Here is a 21,039-nt window from a genome sequence, read left to right on the forward strand (position 1 = left end):
TGATTAGACAGTCCAAGGTGCTGGAGCATCTGGGTTGATGTTGAACTTCTGAATCGCATTCGCAACAACCGAAGCCTCTACTTTGCCCTCTTCTTGAAGGGCTTTAAGAGCTGCAACTGCAACGTAGTAACGGTTCACCTCAAAGAAACTACGAAGTTTTGCACGTGTATCTGAACGACCAAAGCCATCAGTACCCAAAACCTTATAGTTACGTGGAATGTAAGCACGTAGCTGCTCAGCATACATGCGCATGTAGTCCGTAGAAGCAATTACTGGACCTTCATGGCCTTTCAACTGCTGCTGCAGGAAGCTTTCACGTGGTTCTGCTTCAGGGTGAAGCATGTTCCAACGAGCAACCGCCATAGCATCACGTGTCAATTCGTTGATTGATGTTGTGCTCCAAATATCAGCTTCAACACCAAACTCTTCACGCAGTATTTCTGCACCAGCAATAACTTCATTCAGGATTGAGCCACAACCAAACAGCTGAACGCGTTTGTCAGACTTCTTACCTTCTTGGAACAGGTACATACCCTTAACGATACCCTCTTCAGCACCTACAGGCATTTCTGGGTGCTGGTAGTTTTCGTTAAGCGTTGTAACGTAGTAGAACATGTTCTCTTGATCCTGGTACATGCGACGCATACCGTCCTGTATGATCACTGCAACTTCATAACCAAAGGTTGGGTCATAAGAGATACAGTTAGGGATCATTTGAGCCATCAGATGGCTATGACCATCCTGGTGCTGCAGACCTTCACCGTTCAGTGTGGTACGGCCAGATGTTGCACCAATCAAGAAACCACGTGCCTGTGAGTCACCCGCAGCCCAAGTTAGGTCCATAACGCGCTGGAAGCCGAACATTGAGTAGAAGATGTAGAACGGCACCATGGTGCAGTTAGAGTTAGAGTAGGCAGTTGCACAAGCCAACCATGCAGAGAATGCACCTGACTCGTTAATACCCTCTTCAAGGATCTGACCTGATTTACTCTCTTTGTAGAACATGATCTGATCGTGATCGTGCGGTACGTACTTCTGACCTTCAGAGGTGTAGATACCCAACTGACGGAACATACCCTCCATACCGAAGGTACGTGCTTCATCAGGCACGATAGGAACAATACGCTCACCCACATTCTTGTCTTTAACAAGCGCACTCAACACACGGTTAAGTGACATCTGAGTTGAAAGCGAACGCTCGCCGCTTGATTTAAGCTGACCTGCAAATGCTTCAAGAGCAGGCACTTCAAGTTTTTCAAACTCAGTACGGCGTACTGGGTAGAAACCACCAAGACGTTTACGTGCATCAAGCATGTACTTCATCTCTGGCGAATCAGGAGCCGGACGGTAGTATGGAAGCTCTTTAAGCTGATCATCAGCAACAGGAAGATTGAAGCGATCACGGAAATCTTTAAGATCTTCTAGCGCCACCTTCTTCATAGAGTGGGTGTCGTTTTTCGCTTCGCCAGACTTACCAGTACCGTAACCTTTAACGGTCTGAGCAAGAATGACAGTAGGCTGACCTTTATGTTCAACAGCCGCTTTGTATGCTGCATATACTTTGTATGGGTCGTGGCCACCACGGTTAAGGTTCATGATGTCCTGATCAGACATATCCTTAACCATTTCAAGAAGCTCTGGGTATTTACCGAAGAAGTGTTCACGAGTATAAGCACCGCCGTTGGCCTTCATATTCTGAAGTTCACCATCGACGACCTCATCCATGCGCTTCTGAAGAAGACCATGAGTGTCACGCTCAAATAGTGGATCCCAATGACGGCCCCATAGACACTTGATTACGTTCCAACCCGCACCACGGAATACAGACTCAAGTTCCTGAACAATCTTACCGTTACCACGAACAGGGCCATCGAGGCGCTGTAGGTTACAGTTAACAACGAAGATAAGGTTCTCAAGACCTTCACGGCCTGCAAGAGAGATAGCACCTAGTGACTCTGGCTCGTCACACTCGCCATCACCCAGGAATGCCCAAACTTTACGATCACCACGCTTAACAAGATCGCGTGCCGATAGGTAGCGCATTACGTGCGCCTGGTAGATAGCCTGAATAGGACCAAGACCCATAGATACAGTTGGGAACTGCCAGAAATCGGGCATCAACCAAGGGTGTGGGTAAGAAGATAGACCATTACCATCCACTTCACGACGGAAGTTATCTAGCTGCTCTTCAGTTAAACGACCCTCAAGGTAGGCACGCGCATAAATACCTGGCGCAATGTGGCCTTGGAAGAAGACCATGTCAGCATCCTGCTCGCCTTCATTACCACGGAAGAAGTGGTTGAAACCGATATCGTAAAGCGTTGCAGATGATGAGAAAGAGGAGATGTGACCGCCCAATGCATCTTCATTGTCATTGGCACGCATAACCATCGCCATAGCATTCCAACGAATGAATGAACGCAGACGACGCTCCATAAAGAGATCGCCAGGAAGTGGCGCTTCATCTTTAGGTGAAATAGTGTTGCGGTATGGGGTAGTCAGTTCAGAACAGTTCTGCACACCTAACTCAGCCGCTTTAGCGCCAAGTTTTTTTAGAAGATAAGCAGCGCGTTCGCCACCCTCTTCACGTGCAACTGATTCAAGTGCCTGTAACCACTCATCCGTTTCAATTGGATCGATATCTTCAATGATGTCGTTCACGTCATCTCTCCCTATGTGCTCACCGGATCCGTCGGTGCCTAATCGTATGGAATTAAATTTGAGCTCTTCAATCGCCTTATGGGCAGAGAGCTTTCTACTACTTAAGTAGCTACACTACACAGACGCACCAATATAGTCCACAAATATTACACATTTATACGACAACAGTAGCACTATTACGACATTCGTGTAGTTTGACTACGGAATAGTGAAAGTTTTTACGCACATGCAAAAAGAATAAGCGTTGAAAACTAACTTAATTTTTCGTTATATGAAAAACCAAAGCTTTAAAGGCCACCCCGCTTCTCGTATGCTTACCCCATAAATCCATTTCCTTGGCCAACCTCATGACCGACAGCACTGTTCTTCTCTCATTAATGGATCGCGTATTTGCGACGGTATTCCCCATTATTGCCATCGTCACTGTCGGTTACCTATACGCAAGAAAGCATGCGCCAGATATGGCGGTGGCCAATCGTATCAATATGGACATTTTTCTACCTGCGCTGATTTTCAGTGTTATGGCGGGTAAGAATTTTGACCTTTACGCCCACCTTGATCTGGCACTAGGTTCGGCAGTCATGGTACTAGGTGCAGGCCTGGCCATGAAACCAATCGCTGGATTACTAGGTGTTCACCCTAAAACCTTTGTCCCACCGATGATGTTCAACAACTGTGGCAACCTCGGCCTACCGCTCGCATACCTTGCATTTGGTGATGCAGGACTCTCAGCTTTTGTGGTTATGTTCCTGGTCAGCAACCTCATGCACTTCAGCCTTGGCATTCACATAGTTAATGAGAATGCCAAACTAAGTTCACTTGCCAGCAACCCAATAGTAATAGCAACCTTTGTTGGTCTTGGCTGGGCTGTGCTTAAACTGCCACTGCCAAGCTGGCTTGCGACCCCCATAGACATGGTTGGGCAAATCTCAATCCCACTGATGCTGTTTGGACTTGGGGTTCGCATGATTACTGTCGACATGAGCAATTGGAAAATCGGGCTTTATGGCGCCATTTTCTCACCGCTGAGCAGTCTAATTTTCGCCCTACCTTTCGCTTACATTATGGATCTATCAGCTGAATACACCGCGTACATTGTGCTATTCAGCGTATTACCACCGGCTGTGCTTAACTACATGTTCTCAGAGCGATATAACCAAGAGCCGCAAGTCGTTGCTTCGATAGTATTAATTGGCAACATTGCTAGCCTGGTCATTATTCCAGCCACACTCTTCTTTATCCTGTAGCAAAGGTCATAAAGGGTAAATAATGGATACAAAGCAGTTTTTAACAGAGCTTTTCCGAGCTGCAGTGACCGCTGCGGATCCCATGCAGACCCTTGCATCGGCACTACCAGAAAAACCCAACAAGCGAATTTTGGTTATTGGCGCAGGCAAAGCGAGCGCTCGAATGGCTGAAGCGGTTGAAGCTCATTGGGGACCTTGTGAGGGGCTGGTGATTACACGATACGGATATGCACGCCCTTGCAAGGGTATTGAGATTGTTGAAGCTGCCCACCCTGTTCCAGATCTTGCAGGACTTAAAGCAACCAATCGTATTTTAGAGCTTGTAAAAAGTGCTGATGAGAACACCTATATCCTCGCTCTAATTTCAGGCGGCGCGTCCGCCCTTCTCACCTCTCCAGCAGGGAGAATCACACTTGAGGAAAAACAGAAACTCAATAGTGATCTACTCGCCAGCGGGGCCCCTATTACTCAGATGAATATCGTTAGAAAACATCTAAGTAATGTTAAGGGTGGACAACTCGCAGCTGCTAGCTACCCAGCTGAGCTACTTAGCCTGATGATCTCTGATATACCAGGCGATGACCCTGCATTCATAGGCTCCGGTCCAACTGTTGGAGATAACTCAACAGTTGAAGATGCAAGAGCGATACTTGAAAGGTATAAGATTGAGATACCAAGCTCAGTTGAAGTAGCGCTCTCAAAACCGAGTGGAGTCGTTAAAACTTCAGACAAGCGCCTTAGCAAAACAACCAACCTAATCTACGCAGCACCCTCACAATCTCTTGCCGCAGCCAAACAAGTTGCCGAGCAAGCGGGGTGTGAGGTCTCAGTATTAGGCGATGATCTTGAAGGCGAGGCACGTGAGCTTGCTATTGCACAGATCAAACTCGCCAAAGATGTGGCAGTAAAACCTATGACTCGCCCAGTGCTAATTCTTTCAGGTGGCGAAGTTACGGTCACTAAACGTGGAAGCGGCATCGGTGGCCCTAATGCAGAGTACACCTTAGCGGCGGCGATTGCGGCAGATGGTCACCCACAGATCCATGTACTTGCCTGTGATACCGACGGGGTTGATGGTGCTGCAGAAGTTGCTGGTGCATACGCTGGACCGGAGACCCTAGAGAAGGCCAGAAGTGCGGGGATTAGTGCAGAGCAGGCACTAAATAACAACGACGCACACACTTTTTTTGCCGCCATTCAGTCTCAGATAATCACAGGTCCAACTCTGACGAATGTGAACGACTTTAGAGCGATATTGGTTATGCCGAAGGGAGCATAAACCAGAGGTTGGAAGGTGCAAGACTGTAGGGTCAGACCGTTGGTCTGACCCTGGTAGTTGCTAGGTGGCTTAGAAATGGTGCCTGACTCCGGTCTGACACCTAATTCGCCTTAGTTAGCCTGACCGTTCTCTAGCATGATGTTTTCAAAATTCTTCTCAAGGGTCGCCAAGCCGATACCACGAACGGAGGTCAGTTGCTCCTTGGTCGCAAACGGCCCATTGGCATCTCGGTAGGCAACAATCGCTTCCGCTTTAGATTGACCGACACCATCCAGCGCCTGCGCAATCTCAACTGCGTCAGCACTATTAATATTTACAGGAAAGCCGGCCAAGGCAGAGATAGAAAATAGACCACCGATTGCAGCCGAAAGAAGTTTAGTCGTTAGGGTTTTGCTGTTCATAAATGAACCTCCATGTCTTATTAGAAATGAGAGCAATCCTTACTCTCACTATTCAAACTAGACCATAGATTCGAAATTCGCCAAAAAATATTTATATTTTTTTGTACGAAGCATCGAGTCTGGCTTCAGCCTGACACGACACTAGCAGCGGTTATTCGAGATATTTGTACTTAGAAAATGGTATCAGGCTGAAAGTCAGACCCTTAAGGGTGCTTAAAGAGAAGCAGTCAGCGCCGCATCCACCTCAGCCTGCACAGCAAGTGCTGCGGCTTTAGGATCGGTAGCACCCGTAATTGGACGACCAACAACCAGATAGGTACTACCGGCAGCGATTGCATCCGCAGGAGTCATAATACGACGCTGGTCGCCCACCTCTGATCCAGCAGGACGAATTCCTGGAGTGATGAGCTGGAAGTTATCACCAGCAAGCTGACGAATTGCAGAGGCCTCTTGAGCCGAGCAGACAACACCATCCAATCCAGAACGCTCAGTCAATGCCGCTAAACGCTTAACCTGTTCAATAGGCTCAATGTCCAATCCCATCTCAGCAAGATCTGATCGTTCCATACTAGTTAGAACCGTAACGGCTATCAGGGAGGTTCGCGCAGGTCCGACTGAGCGTTTCTCAACCTCTTCACGAGCAGCTTCCATCATACGACGACCACCACTTGCATGCACGTTCACCATCCACACACCTAGCTCAGCAGCAACACCACAGGCCTTGGCTACCGTGTTAGGTATATCGTGAAACTTAAGATCAAGAAACAACTCAAAACCTAGACCTTGAAGACGCTCTACGATCGATGGACCACAGCGAGTAAATAGCTCTTTACCGACCTTCACTCGTGAGATAGCTGGATCAAGACGCTGCGCCATAGCAATAGCAGAATCGGCATCTGGGTAATCTAGAGCCACAATCACGCGTTTATTATCTTCAATCATCTTACTCACCTTCTAAACCTTGAATCGGGCGGATACTACCCCATCGCTTACAGGATGGACACTGCCAAACTAAATTACGCCCTGAATAGCCACAATGGTGACAACGATAAACGGGTTTCGACATCTCAAGTTGCTGTGTCAAACTTCTGAGATTAAGTAGACTTTCCCGCGCGCTCGCTGAACCATGCTCAATATGCATATCAATAAGTCGGTTAAAACCCTTAACCGAAGGGCGCTGCTTAAGTGATTCAGTAATGAACAGACCCGCTGCAAACACACCTTCACGATCACGTTTAAGCTCAGCTAAAGCGAGCATCACACTTGTTGAGGGTGCTTTGCGCATCAAACCGCTTAGGTAACGTTGCAGATGAGACTCCTCGCCCAACGCTTCGTAACAGCGACGCAGTGGCGTAAGGGTCTCGGGAATAAACATCGCCTCTTGATCTGCGACAGACTGAAGCGCCTGAATTGCCTGGCGCCATTGCGCCTGCTGCATGTAGACACGCGCTAGCATCAAGTTTGCTCGAACACATTCACTATCCGTCGTAATTGCAGTCTCTAGCGCCTTTACAGCTGAATCAAAATCACTAGAAGCAAGATGTTGCATTGCAAGTTCACAATGGTAGTGAGCTAACTCAGTCGTCAATTGCTTACGCTCTTTGACTGGCAGAGTGTCTGCTGTAACGAGAGCCTGGCTCCATTCACCCTCTTGCTCGTAGAGTCGAATCAATAGAGTTAACGCACGAAATTTCAGCTCAGGATAATCACTTTGTAGCGCTAAAGGACGAGCCGCATCTTCTGCTCTATCGAGGAGGCCCAGTGCAAAGAAATCACGGGCAAGCGCCAATTTGACGCGCTGGCGATCATAAACACTTAGGTCTGATCGCTGCAGCATCTTCTCGTGGATACTCACTGCACGCTCTATATCACCTTTGCGGCGCAATAATTTTGCGAGCGCTATGTGTGCAGGGAGGTTATCAGAATTGACCTCTAGGGCCTGAATGAATGACTCAATCGCCTCCTCTGTACGGTTATCAATAAGGTGATCAAGACCTGAAAGATAAGCCGGAGGCAGCGATTGATTACGACGTAATTTACGGTAGTGACGAAAACTTAAGTACCATCCCAACGCGATGGCAACCAAGAAAAGCGCCAGAAGCATTAGCGAAGAGCTGGTGGACATCAGGTAACTTTGTGCGCCTCGTTCTGAAGCGTCTCCAGTTTTTGTTCAGCAATTCGTTGTTTACGGTTACTGCTCATCAAACGGGCACGCAAAGAGAGTGAACGCGCACTGGTCAGCACCATACCAATTAACACACCAACCACCAGAGTTGAGATAAGCCAGATAGATAGACTCGCTTCCGGTAATTTAATCCACACAAGATCGATGACGACAGGCGTTGTGTTGTGGATCGTGAATAGCACCCCTGTCAAAAGAACAGCAAGTGCCAAGAGGATGGTAATGAGGAGTTTAATTGCTCGCACACTAACCCCTAGCGTTCATCTTTGAGACTGGCATTAACCTGCTCACGCAGCTCTTTACCAGGCTTAAAATGGGGTACATATTTAGAACCTAAAGAGACAGACTCACCCGTTTTAGGGTTACGTCCCACTCGAGGTGCTCGGTAATGGAGAGAGAAACTTCCAAACCCACGAATTTCGATGCGTTCACCATCTGAGAGCGTGTCAGCCATGTGGTTTAGCATTATCTTCACGGCCAATTCCACATCCTTAACTGAAAGCTCAGGATGCCTCTCAATTAGGCGTTCGATTAACTCAGATTTTGTCATACCCTCTCCCATCCATTAGGAACTGAGAGATAGCAACGCTATCTCTCATATTTGAAGGTTAATCCTTCTTGCCCATCTGCTCTTTGATAAGATCACCGATGGTCGTTGGACCTGCAGTTTCTTCAGTCTGGTTCTGTTGAACCGCTTTCATAGCTGCTTGCTGCTCTTTAGCTTCCATCGCTTTGATCGACAGGAAGATAGAACGGTTACGACGGTCAACACTATGAACCATAGCCTCAACAGAATCACCAACAGAGAGCTCAGCACTTAGATCTTCTGTACGCTCACGCGCAAACTCAGAAACTTTCAGGATTGCCGTCAAACCCTCAGCAACTGAAATCTCAGCCTGGCGAGCATCAACAGCGACAACGTCACCTTTGATCACAGCACCCTTCGCATTCGACTCAGCGAAATTTGTGAATGGATCTGAAGCCAGAGCCTTAATACTCAAAGAGATACGCTCGCGCTCAGCGTCAACCGACTGAACAACCGCTTCAATGGTATCGCCCTTGTTGTAAGCCTTAACAGCCTCTTCACCCGCTACATCCCAAGAGATATCAGATAGGTGAACTAGGCCATCGATACCGCCATCTAGGCCGATAAAGATACCAAAGTCTGTGATTGAGCGGATGTTACCTGAAACCTTGTCACCTTTTTTGCAAGTAGATGCAAAAGCGTTCCATGGGTTTTCACGGCACTGTTTGATACCCAAGGAGATTCGACGACGCTGTTGATCAATATCCAGAACCTGAACTTCAATCTCTTCGCCAACCTGAACCACTTTAGATGGGTGGATGTTGCGGTTAGTCCAATCCATTTCAGAGACGTGAACTAGACCTTCAACACCAGGACCAATCTCAGCAAAACAGCCGTAATCAGCCAACTTAGTTACACGTGCCTGAACACGCTGACCCACTGCGAAGTTTTCAATTGCAGTTGTCCAAGGATCAGACTCAAGCTGTTTCATACCAAGAGATACGCGTTTCTTCTCTTGATCGTACTTAAGTACTTTGACATCGATCTCATCACCCACATTCAGTTTTTCGCTTGGGTGTTTAATACGCTGCCATGAGATGTCGGTAATGTGTAGAAGACCATCTACACCACCTAGATCGATGAAGGCACCGTAGTCTGTAAGGTTCTTGACGATACCTTTCAGAGTCATACCCTCTTCCATCTGTTCAAGAAGCTTATCGCGCTCTTCGCTGTTAGCCTCTTCGAGAACAGCTCGTCGCGATACTACGATATTGTTAGTACGCTCATCGATCTTAACAATTTTGATCTCGATGTCCTGACCTTCAAGGTGACTTGTGTCACGAAGAGGACGACTATCAACCAAAGAACCTGGTAGGAAGGCACTTAAACCGTTAACTGTAACTGTTAGACCACCACGAACTCGACCACTGACGCGACCAGAAATGATCTCGCCCGCTTCGAAGGCTTTCTCAAGCACAACCCAAGCTTCGGCACGTTTCGCTCGTTCACGCGAAAGTTTTGTCTCACCAAAACCGTCTTCCAACGACTCTAGTGCAACCTGTACTTCATCACCTACAGCAACCTCAAGTTCGCCCTTAGCGTTCTTGAACTGCTCAATAGGAATTACGCCATCCGATTTGAGACCGGCATTAACAACAACAAAGTCGTTTTCGATCCCAACAACAGTCCCGGTAATAATTGAACCCGGGTTCATGTTGACCTGTTCTAGACTCGCTTCAAACAGATCGGCAAAGCTTTCGCTCATGGTCTAAGCCTCAGTTAATGAGTATTAGCGCAAGCCTTTATGGCGTGCCTCTTCTAACACTCTGTTCAGTACCTCATCGATAGTCATCGCTGTACTATCGAGTATTATTGCGTCATCAGCAGGGCACAAAGGGGCAACTGCTCGATTCATATCGCGATCATCACGCGCACGGATGTCGCGCAAGATATCTTCAAGGCTAGCACTGAGCCCCTTATCTATCAACTGCTTATAGCGACGATCTGCACGCACCTCGGCAGAGGCGTCAAGATAGATCTTCAAATTTGCATCTGGAAACACCACTGTACCCATGTCGCGACCGTCGCCTATAAGACCTGGTGCGATCGCAAAATCTCGCTGTCTCTGCAGTAACGCTTCACGCACAGGACCGAGCGAGGCAACCTTGGATGCGTCGTTACCTACCTGCTCTGCACGAATTGCGTGAGTGACATCCTCACCCTCGAGAAGAATCATCCCTTCTGAATTTTGGTCACTCGCCACAAAGCGAACATCCAAATGAGCGGCAATGACCTGCAAGGCTTCAACATCATCCATTGGCACGCCATGGTGAGCTGCAGCTAGAGCTGTTAAGCGATATAGCGCTCCGCTATCAAGCAGACTCCATCCTAAACGCTGAGATAAGAGTCGACAGATAGTACCTTTACCCGATCCACTTGGGCCATCAACTGTAATCACTGGCACCTTGTTTTCACTCTGCAGGGTCATCCACTACTCCTTAATTAACCGTATTCCGACGCGTCGAGCCTGTTCTAGATGCTCAGGAAACGCCGTACTTAAACTGCGACAGCCGGAAATCTTCACGGAACGATCAAACTTTAAGCTCACCATCACAAGTGCAAGCGCTAAAATTGGATGCTCACCCGCATCAAGGTTGACTGCACTCCAGGCTTGAACCGGCGCTATGTTAACTTCTGATTCTGTCATTTCGATGTCAGCGCCAGCAGATCGCAATTGCTCGACTGTTATCTTCAGTAATTCCAACTGACGAACCGGTAAGCGATCGATACCCAATAGATGCGATTCACTCTGGGCGCAACACATCGCGACCATTAACAGCGGCAGCTCATCACCCACACCAGCCAACTCACTACTCAAGCAATCGATGCCTTGCAGTGTTGCTGAACGCACTTCAAGGTCAGCAACCGGCTCACCATTACTGTTGCGCTCATTGTGAGGGACAAGGTGCGCACCCATGCGTGACAAGAGTCGTACGGATGCCATTCGCGTAGGGTTAACGCCCGCGTTCTCAATCACAAGATCAGAACCCTCTGTGATTAAACCGCCAAGGGCAAATGCCAGCGCAAAACTTAAATCCGCAGGAATCTGGACACAACTGCCTAAAAGACGATTATTGATTGGCAGTGATAGGTTGCGACGATCACGCTCAAGCTTCACACCAAAACCCTCAAGCAGGCGTTCGGTGTGGTCGCGCGTTATGTTCGGCTCAATAATTTCAAGCGGCTGATTAGCTGACATCGCAGCCATAATCAACGAGGCCTTAACCTGCGCACTTGAGTGAATAGGTGCGAAGCTGAACGCCTTCAGCGTTTGATTGCCATTGATGTGAATAGGCAAACAACCCAGATTGGACTCAATGCTAGCTCCCATCTCTCTCAAGGGCTCAATCACGTCATTAAACTGCTGTTGAGAGAGGATCTCACTTCCAGTAATAACTGAATTAAATGGCTGCGCTGCCAAGAGACCAACAAACATACGAAGAGAAGTTGAAGAGTTACCAAAATAGAGCGGACCTGAAGGTGCCTGCAAACCGTGCAAACCTACACCATAGACACGAACACGCCCCTGATGCGGACCCTCTATGACAACACCCAGATCACGAAATACCTGAATTGTTGCCAAGCTATCTTCGCTCTCGATAAAACCATCAATATCAGAAACACCCTCAGCGATTGCAGCCAACATCACGGCACGATGGGATATAGATCTATCACCAGGTGTTCGAATAGAGCCCTGTAGCATCTGAGTCGGTGTCGTTGAAAAGGTCGCTGGTACATCGCCTTTTAACTCAGCATAGCCCGCGCGTTCAAGAACACGAGAGAAGTGCTCACGAGACACTTTGGCACGGGTAAATATTCCAGTAAGTGTCTGGCTATCGCCCTGGGCAACTGCTTCCCTTAACTGGGCGACACCCGCTGTAAAACGATCAATCTGCTCAAGTAACTGATCTTTATTTGCAAAGCAGACATCGTGCCACATGGTCGGGTCACTTGCTGCTATGCGAGTAAAGTCTCTAAAGCCGCCCGCTGCATAGCGAAATATATCGGTACTCTCAGCTTCAGCGGCTAGGGTATCCACTAGCGAGAAGGCCAAAAGATGAGGGAGATGACTGGTCGCCGCAAGCACCTGATCGTGACGCAGCGGGTCCATTTGAACCACCTCAGCACCCATCGACTGCCAAAGTCTTGCAAGCGCGATAGTCGCCTCTGAATCACTTCGTTCGGTGGGTGTCAGCAATACTTTACGATGATTAAACAGGTCTACGATTGAAGCGGCCACACCACTCTTCTCAGTTCCTGCAATCGGATGGCCTGGAACAAACCCAGCAGGCAAAACAGGCCAAATTTGACGAGCCGCATCTACGATATTGAGTTTAGTACTACCCACATCACTGAGAATTGTATCTTCACTCAACCAGGGCGAGATTTGAGCCATGACCGTCTCAATCGCTTTTACCGGCACGGCTAACATCACCAAATCAGCCGCCTTTACCCCTGACTCCAAGTCAGTCGCGACCTCATCTACAACCTCCAAAGCGAGTGCTAGATCACACTCCTCCTTATTGAGGTCAAAACCGATCACACGCTCTACCTGCGGCAAAAGGCGTGCAGCTCGAGCAAACGAGCCACCAATCAACCCTAAACCGACAACTAAAATAGTGCGTGTAGAGAAACTCATTAGCCCAACACCTTCTCCAGCGCCGTTAGGAATCGGTCATTTTCAGACTCCAATCCAACACTGACACGTAAATGGTTAGGCAACTTGTAGATACCAACAGGGCGCACGATGACACCCTCACGTAACAGAGCTTCATAAACAGGCATCGATGGCTGCTTAAGATCAATCGTAATGAAGTTGCCCTGGCTAGGTATAAACTCGATTCCCAACTTAGAAAGCCCAGCAGCTAACTGAATCAAGCCATCACTATTAACTTGGCGACTTTTAGCCAGGTATTCCGCATCATCCAGTACGGCCTCTGCAGCTGCTAACGCCGCAATATTGACGTTAAATGGCTGACGAACACGATTCAAAAGATCTGTAAGCTGTGTCGATGCATAGGCAAAACCTAAACGCAGACCCGCCAAACCCCATGCTTTGGAGAAGGTACGCGTCACGATCAAATTGCTAAACTTTGGAACAAGCTCAAGACCATCCGGCATGTTTTCAGCCGTTAAATACTCAGTGTACGCCTCATCCAATACCACTATCACCGACTCAGGAACCTTAGCCATAAACGCTAACAACTCAGACTTCGTAAAGACTGTACCGGTTGGGTTATTTGGGTTTGCGAGGTAGATCAGACGTGTCTTTTCATTGATCGCTGCCGCCATCGCATCCAGATCATGACCGTAGTTAATGGCAGGAGTAATCACTGCTTGCGCACAACACGCCTGCGTCACAAGCGGGTACACAATAAACGCATATTCAGAGAAGATAACCTGATCCCCTGGGCGAACAAAGACGCGCGCAATCAACTCAAGCAGGTCATTAGAACCATTGCCTAGGGTTAATTGGTCATTACTAAGGCCGTACTTAGCGGACAACACAGATTTCAACCGATGGCCCGATGCATCTGGGTATAGCGTCACTTCAGACAGTGCTTCTCGAGCTGCAGCTAGCGCTTTTGCACTTGGTCCCAGTGGGTTCTCATTACTAGCAAGCTTAATGCTATTCGTGATTCCCAATTCGCGCTCAAGCTCTTCAATTGGCTTACCCGCTTGGTAAGGGCTTAACTGCTGAACACCGGAAACCGCTAACTCAATTTGATCACAGGCCATAACAGATGCCCCTTAAATAACCGCTCGTGGAAATGAGCCTAAGAAATGGAAAGAGATATGATCACCTAAGTCTGCAAGCTTCGATGATAACGCCTGCTCAGTTAGGTAATTAGAAAACTCAATGTAAGTAAGATCACCAGTCGTGACATGTAGATCGAGATCATCCAGGTTCGACAACTCAATCGAGCTAATGCCACTTATAATCGCTGCACTCTTATCAACACCTGATGGGCTAATATCTTGCTGACCCAATACGCGATATTGGCGATCGGCCAATTCAACTTCACCGACAACATTAAAGGGATGGGCAGTTAGAAGAGCGAGGAGATTAGAGCTCTTATCAACACTTTCGCTAACTGAGCTTAACTCAACTAACGCATAGTGGAGTTCACCATCAGCCAATGCATTGAACATCACAGAGGCATTCGAAAATGAGATAGGAGTAACTGAATGACCAAACTGCTTGAGGGCAGCTGCTTCTGACTCACAAGCCAAAAAGCCGATATTCATGGGATGCTCATGTGCCAAACAGACTGACATCACCTCGCGAAATAGGCGAGCTATCTCTTTACCTGGCAACGGCCCCTCGTTACGCTCCATCGCGCGACGCAAAACCTGCGCCTCACGCTCTGGACGGTAAAATACTGGGGAGTCAGCGCCAAACGCATGTTTGATATCAGCCACACGCTGAGCACATTCAGCACGACGATTAAGCAGTGTTTGAATCTGCAGATCGATAGCGTCGATCTCAGCACGGACACGCCCAAGAGCTTGCTCTTGGGTATCTCCATCAAACAACTTAACAGAGCTCACTGTTAGCCTCGACGCTGCTCAAAGTCACGCATGAAGTCGATAAGTGCATCAACCGCGGCTTCAGGTACGGCGTTATAGATACTTGCACGCATACCACCCACAGAGCGATGGCCCTTAAGGTTGAGCAGACCAGCCGCTTCAGCTTCAACAAGGAAAGGCTTATCTAACTCAGCATCAGCCAAGGTAAATGGAACGTTCATGACCGAGCGGTTATTAATCGCCACTGGGTTAGCGAAGAAGTCACTCGCATCAATTGCAGCGTATAGTTTTGACGCTTTGCGACGGTTAACAACTTCAATCGCAGACAAACCACCCTGAGCTTTTAGCCACTTGAACACTAAGCCAGATAAGTACCATGCAAAGGTTGCCGGCGTATTGTGCATAGAATCTTCAGCAGCATGAACAGCGTAGTCATACATTGTAGGCGTGCCCGCTAGAGGAGCTCCAAGCAGATCTTTACGAACAATGACAACCGTAATACCAGCAGGACCAATATTTTTCTGGGCGCCGGCGTAGATCAAACCAAACTTAGAGACATCCACGGGTGCAGAAAGAATGTCTGATGACATATCAGCAACAAGTGGCACAGCACCTGTATTAGGAATGTAATCGAACTGTACACCACCGATAGTCTCATTGGTTGTGTAGTGCAGATATGCAGCACCGTTAGGTAATACGATATCCGACTGCTCTGGTGCACGAGTAAAATTACCCTCTTCAGTCGAGGCAACAACCTCTACATCCGCGAATAATTTTGCCTCTTTAATAGCCTTCTTAGACCAGACACCGGTATTGACGTATGCCGCTTTACCGCGTGAGGCCAAGTTCATTGGCACCATAGCAAATTGGCTAGTCGCACCACCCTGCAGGAACAGGACAGCGTAATCGTCGCTAATACCCATTAGCTCACGAAGATCCTGCTCAGCAGTTTCAGCAACACTAATAAATTCGGCACTACGATGGCTCATCTCCATAATAGAGAGACCTTTGTTGTGCCAATCAAGCATCTCTGCCTGAGCAATTTCCAACACTTCGGTTGGCAGCGCAGCTGGACCTGCGCTGAAGTTAAAAAGACGACTCATTTTCTAAATCAAATCCGCCTAATGATTACTCTTCTTCCGAATCATCAGCCGCGTCGTCTTCACCTTCGACCGCATCTGTTGCTTCTTCATTAACAACTGGAGCCTGTGCACCGTTATCGCCTTCACCCTGAGCTTCAGAACCTTCTAGCTCTTCATCCTCTTCAGGCTCCTCGATACGCGCCAAACCAATCAACTTCTCATCATCTGCAACCCGAATCAGACGAACACCTTGAGTGTTACGGCCAAGTGAAGAGATCTCAGATGTACGGGTACGAACCATGGTGCCCTGATCCGAGATCAGCATCACGTCGTCACCATCAAATACTTGAACAGCACCAGCCAGTGGACCGTTACGATCTGTGCACTGCATAGCAATGACACCCATACCGCCACGCCCACGAAGTGGGAAGTCTTCAGACTTGGTCTTCTTACCGTAACCCTTATCAGAGGCAGTAAGGATCGCACCATTCTCTTGCGGAATGATTAGCGAGATAACAGATGCTTCGCCATCGACCTTAATACCACGCACACCACGAGCTGTACGGCCCATTTCACGAACATCATTTTCATGGAAACGGATCGCTTTGCCAGCAGAGCTTACAAGCATGACGTAGTCGTCACCGTTTGTTAGCGCTGCACCGATCAGACGGTCACCTTCAATGATATCCAATGCAATAAGACCTGTGCTACGAGGACGTGCGAATGCAGACAGGCGAGTCTTCTTAACGGTACCGTTAGCTGTCGCCATGAAGATACAACGCTCATCATCAAACTCTTTAACCGGCAGGATAGTACTAATACGCTCACCTTCGGCCAACGGCAGAATATTCACCATTGGGCGGCCACGTGAAGTACGGCTCGCCTGCGGAATTTCGAACACACGCAACCAGTAAACTTTACCGAAGTTGGTGAAACAGAGGATGGTATCGTGACTATTGGTTACCAATAGGTGTTCAACAAAATCTTCCTCTTTGATCGAAGTCGCAGCTTTACCCTTACCACCACGACGCTGCGCTTGGTAAGCAGTCAACGGCTGGGTCTTAGCGTAGCCACCGTGAGAGATGGTCACAACCATCTCCTCTTCTGTGATCAGATCAGCGATTGTTAGATCCTGCATCGAAGCGATAATTTCAGTGCGACGATCATCAGCGTACTCAGCAACTAGCTCATTAAGCTCTTCGCGAATCACTTCCATTAGACGCTCGTGCGAACCAAGAATCTCTAATAGCTCAGCGATGCGATCGATCAGCTCACGGTACTCTTCAATCAGTTTTTCGTGTTCTAGACCGGTTAGACGGTGTAGACGCAACTCAAGAATTGCTTGAGCCTGTGCAGGTGATAGGTAGTAAGAACCTTCGCGCAGACCAAATTGAGCTTCAAGACCTTCTGGACGACAAGCATCTTCACCAGCACGCTCCAACATATCGAGCACCTGACCAGGCTGCCAAGCAGTCGCAATTAGCGCCTCTTTAGCATCTGCAGGCGTTGGAGAGCGTTTGATCAACTCGATTACAGGGTCGATATTCGCCAGCGCAATCGCCAAACCTTCCAAGATATGACCACGTTCACGAGCTTTACGAAGCAGGTAAACGGTACGACGAGTAACAACTTCACGACGGTGACGAATGAAACACTCGAGCGCAGATTTCAGATCAAGTAGACGCGGCTGTCCATCAACAAGAGCAACCATGTTGATACCAAACACGCTCTGCAATTGCGTCTGAGTAAATAGGTTATTAATTATGACATCCGGCACTTCACCACGGCGAAGTTCGATGACGATACGCATACCATCTTTATCGGACTCATCACGCAGCTCGCTGATACCTTCGATCTTCTTCTCTTTTACAAGCTCTGCGATCTTCTCAATCAGACGCGCTTTGTTAAGCTGGTAAGGAATCTCGGTGATAACAAGCATTGGACGACCCGTTTTAGGGTGGTCCTCGACATGGTGTTTAGCACGCACGTAGATACGGCCGCGACCTGTACGGTAAGCCTGCAGAATACCCGCACGACCATTAATAATACCGCCTGTTGGGAAATCTGGACCCGGGATAAACTCAAGCAGCTCATCAATCGTTATATCTGGATTGTCGATCATCGCCAGACAGCCACGTACCACTTCACCTAGGTTGTGCGGTGGGATGTTGGTGGCCATACCAACCGCAATACCCGCCGAACCATTCACCAAAAGGTTAGGTACACGCGTAGGCAATACCGCAGGAATTTTCTCAGTACCGTCGTAGTTATCAACGTAATCTACGGTCTCTTTATCGAGATCAGAAAGAAGCTCATGCGAGATCTTCTTCATACGGATCTCGGTGTAACGCATTGCTGCTGCAGAGTCACCGTCTACAGAACCGAAGTTACCTTGACCATCAACAAGCATGTAGCGCATCGAGAAATCTTGCGCCATACGTACGATGGTGTCGTAAACAGCACTATCACCGTGCGGGTGGTATTTACCGATTACATCACCCACCACACGTGCAGATTTTTTATAGGGTTTATTCCAGTCGTTGCCGAGCTCATTCATGGCAAAGAGCACACGGCGGTGCACCGGCTTCAAGCCATCTCGTGCATCTGGAAGCGCTCGCCCTACGATTACACTCATTGCGTAATCAAGGTACGACTGCTTCAGCTCGTCTTCAATGTTAACTGGAAGTACTTCTCTAGCTAGGTCACCCATTCGCTGGCGTTCCTTTTCGTCCGTAAATTGCACCGCCACCCGATGCAAAAAAATATCATGCAATCATAACACAAATTTTTGAATCAAATCAGCTTTTGGGGGTTATCCAAAGGGGTGATAAACTATTGAAAATTAAATAGCGCCAAACTTCATTTCGGTAGAGATTCATGACCCAAAACGCGAACCAAAATATCGACCCATCTGAGATCGCAAAATTTGAAGAACTTGCCTCACGTTGGTGGGATAAAGAGAGCGAATTCAAACCACTGCATGACATCAACCCACTGCGTGTTGGCTTCATCGATCGCTACGCAGATCTAGCTGGAAAAAAAGTTCTCGATGTTGGCTGTGGTGGCGGCATCCTCTCCGAAGCGATGGCACATCGTGGCGCCGAAGTTAGCGGCATCGACATGGGCGAAGCCCCACTTAAAGTAGCCAAACTGCATGGCTTAGAGTCTGGCGTAAAGGTAAATTACAGCCGCATCACCGCCGAAGAGTTTGCAGCAGAGAACCCAGAGAGCTTTGATGTTGTAACCTGCATGGAGATGCTAGAACACGTTCCAGATCCCGCTTCAGTCGTTCAGGCTGTTGCCGATCTAGTAAAACCCGGCGGCAAAGTCTTCTTCTCGACCATCAACCGCAACCCTAAAGCTTATCTATTTGCCATCTTAGGTGCTGAACGACTACTTAAACTGGTTCCACAAGGAACGCATGATTTCAAAAAGTTTATTCAACCGGCAGAGCTCGCTAACTACATGCGCGCTGCGGGTCTTGAGATTGATAAGCTGGCAGGCATGACCTACAACCCAATGACCAAGGTCTATGCACTGGATGATCACGATGTCAGCGTTAACTACCTGATAGCAGCGCATAAACCAGCATGAGATCTGCGCTATTTGATCTAGATGGAACCCTGTTAGACACAGCTCCTGATTTCTACAGAATAATTTGCGAGCTGGCTGAGCTGTATCAGCAACCGACACCCCTTTACCAGGAGATACGACAAGTTGCATCGAATGGCGGTCGTGCCATGTTGACGCAAGCCTTTGGCGATCAATTCTCACGAAATGAAGAGAGCTGGCTGAACGAGTTTTTGAACCGCTATCGCGAAAGCCCCGTGAAAGATGGCACCCTATTTGAAGGCTTCAAAGAGGCTCTCGAGTGGCTGGAAACCCAACAAATACCCTGGGGCGTAGTGACCAATAAGCCGCGCTCAATGACAGACAAGGTACTGGAGCAGTTAGGTCTTACCGAGCGCTGTTCTGTTTCGATTTGTCCTGATGAGGTAAAACTAGCTAAACCCGACCCTGAGGGAATCCTTCTAGCCATCGACAAAATTTCCGCATCTACAGCACAAACACTCTACTTCGGCGACCATGTTCGTGATATCGAAGCGGGACGCCGAGCAGGTGTAAAGACGGTCGCTTGCAGCTTTGGCTACCTCGCTGAAGGCGAAGATACAGCAAGCTGGAGTGCCGATTTCACTTTAGAAAAATCTGCCGATTTGAAAACCTTTTTAATCCAACATTTTGACCAACAAGGGAGTGCAGATGTTTAACTACACCGCCCCAAATGACCTACTTAAAGAGCGCATCATTCTAGTTACCGGTGCCGGTGATGGGATTGGTAGAGCAACCGCGCTAGCGTATGCAAAAACCGGCGCAACCGTCATTCTGCTCGGCCGCACTGAAGCCAAATTAGATGCTGTTTATGACGAGATTGAAGCTGCAGGCGGCGCACAACCAGCCATCATTCCAATGGACTTAGATAGTGCAACTGAACCAGACTATATCGAACTATCAAATACTCTCTTTGATACCTTTGGCCGCTTAGATGGTGTAGTCCACAACGCAGGGGTTTTAGGTGCTCGCACCTCAATTGAGAACTACGACCCAATTACTTGGGAGAAGGTGATGCGCATCAACCTGACCGCACCCTTCATCATGACCCAAACGTTGCTACCACTACTGCGACGCTCTGAAGATGCATCCATCATCTTCACCTCATCAGGTGTTGGCAGAAAAGGGCGTGCTTACTGGGGTGCTTACGCAGTATCTAAGTTCGCCACTGAAGGCTTGATGCAGACCCTTGCTGATGAGATTGAAAACGAGCCGAACCTGCGAGTTAACGCTATCAACCCAGGCGGTACTCGCACCCCAATGCGCGCATATGCCTACCCAGCCGAGGATCCATTCAAGCTTCCAACACCTGAAGAGATTCAGCCGGCCTACCTATTTCTAATGGGACCCGATAGTAAGCAAGTGAATGGCCAGTCGATCGATGCCCAGGGCGACATGTCAGCTTCACAACTCTAAAGCCCAAAAACAGAAGATCCCTCATCAAGAGGGATCTTCAAACTG

18 protein-coding genes are annotated in these 21,039 nt (G+C 48.3%); 5 read left to right on the forward strand and 13 right to left on the reverse strand.

Annotated features, from left to right (window positions below; translation table 11 throughout):
* Positions 1 to 3: 3 nt before the first annotated feature.
* The gene (aceE, locus tag HH196_RS05965; protein WP_248276829.1) at positions 4 to 2,661 is read right to left on the reverse strand and encodes a pyruvate dehydrogenase (acetyl-transferring), homodimeric type; all 2,658 of its coding nucleotides are present in this window, start codon (positions 2,659 to 2,661) and stop codon (positions 4 to 6) included.
* Between the two features lie 347 nt (positions 2,662 to 3,008).
* Here aceE and HH196_RS05970 point away from each other — a divergent pair, with 347 nt between their 5' ends.
* Both HH196_RS05970 and HH196_RS05975 read left to right on the forward strand, forming a co-directional pair.
* Positions 3,009 to 3,908 carry an AEC family transporter gene (locus HH196_RS05970; RefSeq protein ID WP_169451242.1) on the forward strand — a complete coding sequence of 300 codons (900 nt, stop codon included), beginning with the start codon at positions 3,009 to 3,011 and terminating at the stop codon, positions 3,906 to 3,908.
* Between the two features lie 22 nt (positions 3,909 to 3,930).
* On the forward strand, positions 3,931 to 5,187 hold the full coding sequence (locus HH196_RS05975; RefSeq protein WP_169451243.1) for a glycerate kinase: 1,257 nt from the start codon (positions 3,931 to 3,933) through the stop codon (positions 5,185 to 5,187).
* A 110-nt stretch (positions 5,188 to 5,297) separates the two neighbouring features.
* Here the strand turns inward: HH196_RS05975 and HH196_RS05980 are convergent, their stop codons facing one another.
* From HH196_RS05980 to gyrA, 12 genes are all read right to left on the reverse strand, one after another.
* On the reverse strand, positions 5,298 to 5,588 hold the full coding sequence (locus HH196_RS05980) for a helix-hairpin-helix domain-containing protein (protein ID WP_169451244.1): 291 nt from the start codon (positions 5,586 to 5,588) through the stop codon (positions 5,298 to 5,300).
* Positions 5,589 to 5,801: 213 nt separating this feature from the next.
* Positions 5,802 to 6,530: an orotidine-5'-phosphate decarboxylase gene (gene pyrF / locus HH196_RS05985; RefSeq protein ID WP_169451245.1), complete on the reverse strand. Its 729-nt coding sequence runs from the start codon at positions 6,528 to 6,530 to the stop codon at positions 5,802 to 5,804.
* 1 nt (position 6,531) lies between these two features.
* Positions 6,532 to 7,713: a lipopolysaccharide assembly protein LapB gene (gene lapB / locus HH196_RS05990; RefSeq protein ID WP_169451246.1), complete on the reverse strand. Its 1,182-nt coding sequence runs from the start codon at positions 7,711 to 7,713 to the stop codon at positions 6,532 to 6,534.
* Positions 7,713 to 8,015, reverse strand: coding sequence for a LapA family protein (locus HH196_RS05995; protein ID WP_169451247.1), 303 nt, complete (start codon positions 8,013 to 8,015; stop codon positions 7,713 to 7,715). Before HH196_RS05995 ends, lapB begins: the two co-directional genes overlap by 1 nt.
* An 8-nt stretch (positions 8,016 to 8,023) precedes the next feature.
* Positions 8,024 to 8,320, reverse strand: coding sequence for an integration host factor subunit beta (locus HH196_RS06000; RefSeq protein ID WP_169451248.1), 297 nt, complete (start codon positions 8,318 to 8,320; stop codon positions 8,024 to 8,026).
* Between the two features lie 58 nt (positions 8,321 to 8,378).
* The gene (rpsA, locus tag HH196_RS06005; RefSeq protein WP_169451249.1) at positions 8,379 to 10,061 is read right to left on the reverse strand and encodes a 30S ribosomal protein S1; all 1,683 of its coding nucleotides are present in this window, start codon (positions 10,059 to 10,061) and stop codon (positions 8,379 to 8,381) included.
* 24 nt (positions 10,062 to 10,085) lie between these two features.
* Complete coding sequence (cmk, locus tag HH196_RS06010; RefSeq protein WP_169451250.1) at positions 10,086 to 10,784, reverse strand: (d)CMP kinase; 699 nt, start codon at positions 10,782 to 10,784, stop codon at positions 10,086 to 10,088.
* A 3-nt stretch (positions 10,785 to 10,787) separates the two neighbouring features.
* Positions 10,788 to 12,995 (reverse strand): prephenate dehydrogenase/arogenate dehydrogenase family protein, encoded by a 2,208-nt coding sequence (locus tag HH196_RS06015; RefSeq protein WP_169451251.1) that lies wholly within the window; start codon positions 12,993 to 12,995, stop codon positions 10,788 to 10,790.
* Complete coding sequence (gene hisC, locus HH196_RS06020; RefSeq protein ID WP_169451252.1) at positions 12,995 to 14,095, reverse strand: histidinol-phosphate transaminase; 1,101 nt, start codon at positions 14,093 to 14,095, stop codon at positions 12,995 to 12,997. Before hisC ends, HH196_RS06015 begins: the two co-directional genes overlap by 1 nt.
* Before the next feature lie 12 nt (positions 14,096 to 14,107).
* Entirely contained in the window at positions 14,108 to 14,908 is an 801-nt protein-coding gene (gene pheA, locus HH196_RS06025) for a chorismate mutase (protein WP_248276830.1), read from the reverse strand.
* Between the two features lie 2 nt (positions 14,909 to 14,910).
* Positions 14,911 to 15,990, reverse strand: a complete 1,080-nt coding sequence (gene serC, locus HH196_RS06030) for a 3-phosphoserine/phosphohydroxythreonine transaminase (RefSeq protein ID WP_169451253.1) — start codon at positions 15,988 to 15,990, stop codon at positions 14,911 to 14,913.
* A 25-nt stretch (positions 15,991 to 16,015) separates the two neighbouring features.
* Complete coding sequence (gene gyrA / locus HH196_RS06035; RefSeq protein ID WP_169451254.1) at positions 16,016 to 18,679, reverse strand: DNA gyrase subunit A; 2,664 nt, start codon at positions 18,677 to 18,679, stop codon at positions 16,016 to 16,018.
* 167 nt (positions 18,680 to 18,846) lie between these two features.
* Here gyrA and ubiG point away from each other — a divergent pair, with 167 nt between their 5' ends.
* The 3 genes from ubiG to HH196_RS06050 are packed head-to-tail and all read left to right on the forward strand — an operon-like array spanning position 18,847 to position 20,994.
* A complete protein-coding gene (ubiG, locus tag HH196_RS06040; protein ID WP_169451255.1) occupies positions 18,847 to 19,563 on the forward strand; it encodes a bifunctional 2-polyprenyl-6-hydroxyphenol methylase/3-demethylubiquinol 3-O-methyltransferase UbiG in 717 nt (238 codons plus the stop codon).
* Positions 19,560 to 20,237, forward strand: coding sequence for an HAD family hydrolase (locus HH196_RS06045; protein WP_169451256.1), 678 nt, complete (start codon positions 19,560 to 19,562; stop codon positions 20,235 to 20,237). Before ubiG ends, HH196_RS06045 begins: the two co-directional genes overlap by 4 nt.
* Positions 20,230 to 20,994 carry a YciK family oxidoreductase gene (locus HH196_RS06050; protein WP_169451257.1) on the forward strand — a complete coding sequence of 255 codons (765 nt, stop codon included), beginning with the start codon at positions 20,230 to 20,232 and terminating at the stop codon, positions 20,992 to 20,994. The genes HH196_RS06045 and HH196_RS06050 overlap by 8 nt, the downstream gene beginning before the upstream one ends.
* The last annotated feature ends 45 nt before the right edge of the window (positions 20,995 to 21,039 follow it).

Source organism: Marinobacterium sp. LSUCC0821 (assembly GCF_012848475.1).
In the GTDB taxonomy this organism is placed as follows: Bacteria; Pseudomonadota; Gammaproteobacteria; order Pseudomonadales; family Balneatricaceae; genus Marinobacterium_E.